Genomic DNA, 260 nt, shown 5'->3' with positions numbered 1-260 from the left:
CCACGGCGTGAAGGACGGCCCTTACAGGTCCGCGTGGGGAAAGACAGACCTTACAGGTCCGTCGTGTCCAGCGTGAACGCCGCCGCCGCGCGGCCGATGCGGTCGTTGACCGCGTGCCAGTCGTCGTTGGCAGGCGGGGCCTGCACGATGATGCGGGCAAAGCCCTGGCCGTCCAGGTCGCGCAGCAACGCATACAGCGCCTGGGCGTAGCGCGCCGGGTCCGCCGGCACCTGCTGCCATTGCATTCGGGCATCCAGGCC

At 70.0% G+C, this 260-nt stretch carries 1 protein-coding gene; it reads right to left on the bottom strand.

The features are described from left to right. Positions 1-50 precede the first annotated feature (50 nt). Positions 51-260, bottom strand: a 210-nt coding sequence (locus SB751_RS32150) for a Sua5 family C-terminal domain-containing protein (RefSeq protein WP_410749282.1), incomplete at its 5' end; no start/stop codon positions are given.

The organism is Cupriavidus sp. SIMBA_020 (assembly GCF_046535395.1).
GTDB lineage: Bacteria > Pseudomonadota > Gammaproteobacteria > Burkholderiales > Burkholderiaceae > Cupriavidus > Cupriavidus campinensis.
Note: the sequence above shows the minus strand (reverse complement) of the source record. Positions and strands in the feature narration are given on the sequence as shown.